General features: G+C 43.1%; 6 protein-coding genes and 1 tRNA gene. 3 read left to right on the plus strand and 4 right to left on the minus strand.

Translation table 11 applies throughout. The features are described 5' to 3' along the window. Positions 1–46: 46 nt before the first annotated feature. From arsC to B9N89_RS21480, 3 genes are all read right to left on the minus strand, one after another. The gene (arsC, locus tag B9N89_RS21470; protein ID WP_132322232.1) at positions 47–385 is read right to left on the minus strand and encodes an arsenate reductase (glutaredoxin); all 339 of its coding nucleotides are present in this window, start codon (positions 383–385) and stop codon (positions 47–49) included. 129 nt (positions 386–514) lie between these two features. Beyond that, on the minus strand, positions 515–2,533 hold the full coding sequence (locus tag B9N89_RS21475; RefSeq protein WP_132322230.1) for an adenylate/guanylate cyclase domain-containing protein: 2,019 nt from the start codon (positions 2,531–2,533) through the stop codon (positions 515–517). Between the two features lie 173 nt (positions 2,534–2,706). Continuing rightward, positions 2,707–3,501: a hypothetical protein gene (locus B9N89_RS21480; protein WP_132322228.1), complete on the minus strand. Its 795-nt coding sequence runs from the start codon at positions 3,499–3,501 to the stop codon at positions 2,707–2,709. 888 nt (positions 3,502–4,389) lie between these two features. Here B9N89_RS21480 and B9N89_RS21485 point away from each other — a divergent pair. The 3 genes from B9N89_RS21485 (at position 4,390) to B9N89_RS21495 (ending at position 7,400) form a co-directional block, all read left to right on the plus strand. After that, entirely contained in the window at positions 4,390–5,964 is a 1,575-nt protein-coding gene (locus B9N89_RS21485; RefSeq protein ID WP_132322226.1) for a hypothetical protein, read from the plus strand. A gap of 713 nt (positions 5,965–6,677) precedes the next feature. Continuing rightward, positions 6,678–7,085, plus strand: coding sequence for a hypothetical protein (locus B9N89_RS21490; protein ID WP_143478234.1), 408 nt, complete (start codon positions 6,678–6,680; stop codon positions 7,083–7,085). Between the two features lie 228 nt (positions 7,086–7,313). After that, a tRNA-Leu gene (locus B9N89_RS21495) sits at positions 7,314–7,400 on the plus strand. Between the two features lie 291 nt (positions 7,401–7,691). On the opposite strand, the gene B9N89_RS32470 is transcribed toward B9N89_RS21495, so the two are convergent. Next, a partial coding sequence (locus B9N89_RS32470; protein ID WP_143478151.1) for an integrase core domain-containing protein occupies positions 7,692–7,999 on the minus strand: 308 nt, incomplete at its 5' end.

Genomic DNA, 7,999 nt, shown 5'->3' on the forward strand with positions numbered 1-7,999 from the left:
TTGGATCTCGTGACTTGGAAGCGGCCAAAACCCGATCTAAAGATGGTTAGAGTAAGTCCAAAACCCTCTCTGGGGGACGACCAATCACAGCTTTGCCACTTTTTCCAATGAACACCGGTCGCTCCATCAGAGATGGATGCGCTGCAATCGCAGCAAAAACAGCATCACTGTCGCTAAGATCTAGCTCTAATGTCTGTACCAGGCTCTCTTTTTGACGTAGGAGTCTTAAGACGGGGGTGCCAAGCATCTTGACTAGCTCCCGAAGCTCTCCTTCTTCCATTGGCTCTTTTAAGTACTCACGGACTTCAAGGTTGATACCTCTCTCTTCTAACAAGGAGAGGGCCTCTCGACTTTTGCTACAGCGTGGATTATGAAGTAATTTCATTGGATTCTACTCCTGTTGAATGTCAATACTAGGACTTAGTTCTGAAGTCTTCTCACTTCGAACCTGATAAAGGCTCTCCAACAGGAATACCTCAGTAGAGACAGAATAGCCAGAGATAGGCAAAGGTATTCACTCGCCTTCAGCTTTGGGTAAAGGCCACCTGTGTCCTGGCATCAGAAGATAAGAGAGATGTGAAGCCTGAGAATCATCTCTCACTTTTACAGAATTGAGTTTGACCTTAACTAGCTTTCTTCGAATTTTCAGAGGCAGTTGTTCCAAAAACGCCTCTTGGAAGATGATGATATTTCCTCTTTCGACTTTCAAAGTGTCAAAAATATACCGTCTCATAGACTCATATCGTTTAGCATGTACAATAGCATCCCCGTAGAGATCGTACTGCTTGAGCCCAATTTTGGGAAAGTAGCCGTAAACATCTCCGTAAGATATTCCTATTCCACAGTAGACATTGTGATTAGGAAAGTGGACGGCAGCAGTCTCATTCAGAATTTTTACAAAGCTGATTGCAAGCGAATAAGCTTGCAAGGCGACATCTCCTTGGCATTTAAAAGGAAACCCCACACTGCAAAGGAAGCCATCTCCCATTTCCTTGATCATATAGGCATTTGCTGAAATGTTATGCTCTTCGTAGCTTTCGTTCATTCGTTGGTAGCACTTTTTAAGAATTTTTTCAAAAAAGTCGTGGTGCTTCCCATGGCCTAGTTTAGATGAGTTTTGAATATCAAATGATATTACAGCAGCGCGACTTTTTTCACATGGCATGGAATCTTCGATTTTTCTTCCCTTTTTAATCAGAGCAAGCTGATGAGGGTAGATGATCTTGTTGAATTCGCTGTAAGCATGATCTTTCGCCATCTGTTCGCTATTGGCACGTGTCTGCTCTTTCAGAATTCTGATCGTTTGGGCGCGATGTTTCATGCGGAAAAGAAGGTAGGCGATCATAAGAACAAGTAACGAAAGCCCAATAATACTAAGCCTCAGATATCTTTGAGACTTGAGTTCTTCCTGCTTTTTGGCTAGTTCTAGACGGTTGATTTTCAATTCGTGATCTTTTTGATTTAGAGCTATCGTGCGGGCAGATGACTCAGCGTTGTCCCTAATCAATGGTAGTAAATTTTCATGAATAAGATTTTTGTAATTGTCGAAAAATAGCACTTTTTGCTGCGTAGAGAGATCAAGCTTATTAATCCTCTCGATGATGTCTAGGAGCGCATCAATTTGAACACCACCGGAGAGAGTAAGGCAGCTTTTTAAATCGTTGAAACCTCGAATGCGAAAGATTATATACTCTTCGTAGCATTTCAGAAACTTTGCTCGATAAGGTTCAGGGGCTTCGGAAGGCTTTTCTAATTCTTCAATGGCTAATTTTGTATCTCCTAGCTCTACGTAGGCTAATGCCAAGAAAATGCTTGTGTCCTTGTCCACACGACCGTCGTCCGCCTCTCTCGCCTTTAATAACCATTCCAAAGCACTAGATGGTCGGTTCAGGTTCAAGAGATATGCGATACCAATATTAAAAAATGCTATAGATGAATCGGGATCTATTTCAAGAGTTTCTTTTAGCATTTCAATACCAGACTCAATAGTTTCTAAGTCATTTGTGGGATTAATGAAGTGATTGGCTAGACTGCGTTTAATAAGAAGATGACTAAATATAGCATCGTCAGGGATATCTTTAATGTACTTTTGTAGACCTCGGGCTGCAACGATGTCGCCTTTCATAGCTGCATCTCTGAGGCGGGAACGAATCACATGCGCCTGTTCACTTACCGAACTTTGTTTGGCCATTTCGTACAGGGTATCCCAGCTAACTTCATCTACCTCGTTGTAGACCTTGCAGCGGGCTCGCATAGCTAGATCATCAGGCCTGATCATAGTTGTGCAGAATTTATTTGAGTATTCTGACAGCTGTCTATATAGAAGGTATTGACTGTCGCTACCGTCATCGAATTGGGGAAGCTTACTCTTGATTTCATCGATTTTTGATGAATCTGTAATAGCTAGCTGTTCGAACAGTTTTTCAGTTCTCTTTTGATAATTAGACCAGTACTTAACAGGATCCTTTGGAACTGCTAGAAGGTAAGTATTGCATAAAATGAGGCTAAGAAGGATCCTAAGTAACGAAGTCATTATAACCTTTATTCCTATCTTCTCATGCCTCCGCTATCGGATTCTGAGCATCTAAACTAAGTAAGAAACCAGTAATATTTTAGGTGACGATTGAAATAGGCCGTAGGTGCGGCCTATGGAGAGAAAATACAAATATTTCAACCGTTTAGTTTTCTTGTTAGGAAGAGCGTGAGCTATGATTCAGAACTCAAGTCAATGTCTGGATTTACAGGTCGGTTGGATGTCTGAACGGTAGTTGGGTTTTTATCTAATTGTTCCTTCATTGTAAAAAGTATCTTAATCATGGCGCGCCGAAAGCTTGCTTCCACAGCGGTGACGGCGCTATCAAAGTTTGGCGGCAGATCCCATTCGCCGTCGATCAACGCCTCTGATCTGCGGGTTTCTCGCCACACAACTTTATTTGTTTTGATACTGATAACATCTATCCGTATTTTTGCGTAGCCACTGGGTGCGGCGATAGGGGCTTGGCCGTAGTAGGGTCTTTGAAGGCCAACTTGCATGATTTCCAAGACGAGTAGGTAGTCAATGCCCTTCTTTTTGAGTTTTCGGTAGTCAGTTTTAGCAAAATCTAGTCGTAATTCGTCGCTGTTATCATTAGAGAAGGGTTTCAGCTTTTCAATGAATTCAGGCATTAGGTAGGTTGCATGACCGAAGCGATTGTAGATCACATCAATAAATTGCTTTTCAAACTCATTTTGAAAAAGAGGTTTAAGTTTAGTTTTTTCAATCCGCTCCACGAGGCTCTGGTTCATCGAAGCGCTGACAACATCCTTTTCAATTTCTCGACCATCATTAAAGTATAGGTTAGCCCTAGGGTAATTCTTTACTACTAGCCCGACTTTAGGATTTTTACTTGAGCGAAACGATTCCTCAATAGGAATGTGATGCAGTGCACATCCACCTAAAAAGAAAGTTATGCTTAAAAGTGATAGCAGTTTGGCGACTAGCTTGCTTACTGATTTGCCCATAATGGTCTACCTCATGAAAATAAGTCCATTGATATATTGCAAGCTTCGCAAGGATGTGGCCAATTGTATGGCGAAGTATGGAGCCATACATTGTTAGGAGTTATGGTCTATCACAGTGACAATCTATCGATCGCTTCCAAGACAGTCTTAATTCTAAACAGATTATGACATCTCCAAGAACTGTGATTTGCAGCAGATATTCTAGTTCACAGGGTTAACGGTAATAAGAAGGCTATCTGTGCATTCAAGAAGATTCTAAGTTGCCTGTTTCAAGTGGATTATTAGCTGATAGATCTTGGTGCGTCCGTGAGTTTGGGACATCTTTGCAAACTGTGTGTGCTCCCACCAATGTAAGTTATGCAGGAATTGATTCATGTGGCTAGTGCTTAGTCACTTTGAATCCTCGGCGTTGTTGTCTTCGTCTCTCAATCGTCGCTGTACGGGAGTACTATCTCCTCAATCATTCCTCGACGCCTAGCCGAGAATTCAATGTGACTAAGCACTAGTCGGAGGATTCATCCTTGCAAAGGACTGCTTGAGTAGCATCAAACATTGAAGAATCTCATTTTCAAAACATCACCAAGGAAATTAAACTAATCAATACCTATAGATATGGGGATTTGTGCAGTACTGCCGATGCTGTGATTATAGTTAGCGATGGGACTATGCTTTATGCTAGGAATCTAAGTGTCTTGTAATCCTTGGAACAAATATCTAAATCTTCCTGCCTTGTCATTACTCAAAATTTAGCATGCTATCAACTTGGGTTTCAGCAACTTAGCGTTGGCGCTTCGATTGCTTAACAAATCTTAGATTTTTTAATGATTCTTTTTGAATCGTGCTGATGGAGCACACTAAAAGTGCCATGGAGGGCGAAAACTATCGAAAATGAGGAAAAGATTTATGCAGATTGCCAATGCCATCGTTGCTGTATTGGGCCTAACTGGATTAGGGGTTTTTGCACTAAATGTGTTTGACATCGTGGCTGGGACAAGTCCGGGAGTCACGCCAGTGAGAACTACAAGTCAGTTGCCAGCTTTAAGTAGTAGGACTTCCCCTCCTGTAAACATGGGTGGTGCTAGTCTAAGTCAAATGCCCATTTCTGCCCCCGAAGCTCCTACAGTTCTCACATCTTTAAACTCGAAGGCGGGCGATCTTTTGGGATATAGCGTGGATATATCCGGAGACTGGCTTGTGGCAGGTGCCTGGGGTGATGATGATGCAGGAATGAATGCAGGGGCTGCCTACTTCTATCATCGAGAGCTCATAAATGGTAAATATACATGGAACCTAAAGCAAAAAGTTAGTTCAATGGACTGTGGCATTGGGCGAGGGAGCTACTTACACTTCGGAAAAGCTGTTGCCATATCTGGAAGCTATGCTGTCGTTGGGGCTCCTCATGATCTTGATCGAACTGCTTCTCGGAGTTCTGACTTCAGAAGTAGCTTGAGCCACTCATTGAAAAAGACAAAGACAGATCATATAGGAAACGCGGGCCGCGTGTTTGTATTTAAGCAAGCAACAAGTACAAATCGATGGAATTGTTTCGAGCAAGGAATTATTGAAAATCCCTCCACAGATAACAATCGCCATAACCATATTTTTGGGTTAAGCGTTGATATCTACTCAGATACCCAGCTATCTCCTAGAGGTACACCTATGGGTGGAGTTGATATAATCGTTGGTGCTAAGGGTGATAGTAATGGCACTGGTAAGGCATATGTATTTCACTCCGATGGTCGGCGATCGTTTAGGCTTCAACAGATTCTGACGCCCCCCCTTCGAGACCGACAACAGGATAGTTTCTACGGTGAAAGTGTGGCCATAAATGGTAACTTTGCTGCTATTGGAGCTCCACTTTACAATCGCTCGGTAATGGGGCGGCAGGTTTCTCAAATTGGATGTGCCTATGTCTATCGAAAAAATTTTAGAAACGATTGGATGATGATCAAGAAACTCCAACCAAGTAATATCAGAGCCGAGATGCACTTTGGGAAGAGTGTTGACATCAATTCGGAAGGTAGTGTAGCAGTCGGAGCCTATAAAGGGGACAGCTATGGAAAGGACGTTGGGTCTGCCTACGTCTTTCGTCAAGAGCAAGGCCGCTGGATAACCCAGGTGATGAGCCCTCCTGGAAAATCATATCAAGATCACTTTGGTTTCGATGTAGCGTTGTCCGGTGATGTCTTGATGGTTGGTTCACCCGGTTACGATGATAAGACATCTTCCAGGAACATGGATGTTGGAAGAGTCTATTTCTTTCAATTTAGCAACGGTCGTTGGAGCCTCAGACAGCAACTTTCCAATCCTGCTGGTATTCAAAGAGGCGACAGCTATGGATACAGCATGGCAATAGATGGCTTGAATGCTGTGATCGGCTCACCATTAGGAGATCGTAATGATAGATACAATGCTGGAGCCGCTACGTATCTTGAAGTTTCTAGTCCAAGGCTTCCACTTTAGTTCCCCCCACCGTGGCTGGTGATCCTTGGATTGCCAGCCACATCTATCTCATTTGATACCCAATAAGACCGATCAAAACTAAGATGAGTTGTTTGCCTTGGAAGATGCAAGTAACCCCTATCTGATCATGTCTCGGAAAAGTCGATTGATGTCGATCGCCTAGAATTCATTTGCAAGTTTGCCAACGAGAAAGATCCCGTTATCTTTTCTATCGATGGAGTATATCTGTTGTTTCAATAACAAACGCTCGCCTTCCTCTCTATCGATCTTCTCTAGGACAGTTTCGGTGAAATCCATACTGCGATTATGGCCTAAGTCGTTAATATCTAAGCAGAGATGTACTCAACCTTTGGTTTGAAAATTGCTTTTATAGGTCAGAGCTAGATCTCTAAGGTCTCTACCATATTTTAAACAGGGGGCAAAGATGATAACCATGCGGATCGGGCATATATTTCCATTGTTCGTAACACTTCTGTTAACAGCTTGTTCAGATTTAAGTGGCTTTCTCAATAAAACTTCGACGGGAAAACCAGCTTCATATCAGATTCATAAGCGTAAATCAGCCCATGCTATTGGTCATCATGAGCAAGGGCAGGCCAGCAATCACAGGACGCGAAAAAATGGCCACAAGCATTCTCAGACGAATGGCAATCAAAAGCATGATTCCGACGGAAGCCACACCTCTCATAAAGCACACGAGTCTAGCGTAAATCATGCATCGCACGGTAAACATTCGCATGGTAAACATACGCCGCATGGTAAGAACTCTTCTCACAGTATGGCGAAGAACCATGCCACTGGTCGACATGCGAAACATGGTTCACACGGAACCCAGCTATCGGCTCACAGTGCTCATGGGGTTACCCCTGGTCCAAAACATCGGCCTCCAAATAAGGCGCACCACTCAAAGACGAAGCGACATCATAAGGCTAGTCATGGCAAAAAGATTAGAAAGTCCCATAAGCAGAGGAGTCATGGAAAGCACATCAATCGGGGTAAGCATAGGACTAAGCAGCGTACTTCGAAAGGTCACCATGGCTCCGCTCGATCCCCTTCGAAAAAAGGAAGCACTCGGCACGGGAATGAGAGCCACTCAAATAGCCATCACTGATAGAGGCTAAGGCTAGATTAGACCCTTGGTCTCGGAGGATAAAAATCCTATGGGCGAGGCTAGCTTCTTGATCTTGAGACAAGCAAAATATGATTAAAAATTAATCAAGATCAATTGTTTTCGATAGATAGAAGTTCTCACTCTAAGATTTTATCCTATCAATTCTCTTGCAATGTTCATTAGTTGTGGTACATTCCTACTTCCCTACAGTAGGGAGCTTACCACAGCACACACCCATGCCCGGGTGGTGGAATTGGTAGACACAGGAGACTTAAAATCTCCCGACCGCAAGGTCGTGCCGGTTCAAGTCCGGCCCCGGGCACCATGACGTACCTAGATTTTTCAGTTATTTCCCGGGCCTTGATTTCTTGCCAGGTTCAAGCAATGATTTCAATGACTTAGCCTTATCGTTTCGAATCTTAAGATTTTTACCGATAGGCGAATATTATGATTTATCCAAAGCTCTACATCAATAAACGTAGCCTTAAAGATGGATCTTCCTATTATTCATTTTCATATTTTCATCCATCAACAGGCAAACGTGTCAGGCTGCCAAGTGCCCACCGGAATATGTCAGGGTGTTTGAGACAATTAGGGTGAAAGTTTAGTATAACAATCACCCCAAAACGGGTATAGACTTCCTTACCACCGGTACATTTATACCAACAGAATCAGCGGGTACTGGCAGTCTAGGTCCGGACTTTGGAAACCTTTCTGGATAGGCTTCAAAAGCTTGCTTGAGAACCTCAGCTCTCTTCTTAGCTACAGACTTATCCTTACCTTGATGAACAGTTTCAGGCGTCATCAAGCCAAGATTTATGTGTCGATGCTCAGTGTTGTACCAACCAAAAAACTTTTGCAAGCATTCACTAGCATCTTCTGGGCTCTCATACCAAGCTTTGAAGTAGCGATGGTATTTGAGTG

It is taken from the genome of Pseudobacteriovorax antillogorgiicola (assembly GCF_900177345.1).
GTDB classification, from domain to species: Bacteria; Bdellovibrionota_B; Oligoflexia; order Oligoflexales; family Oligoflexaceae; genus Pseudobacteriovorax; species Pseudobacteriovorax antillogorgiicola.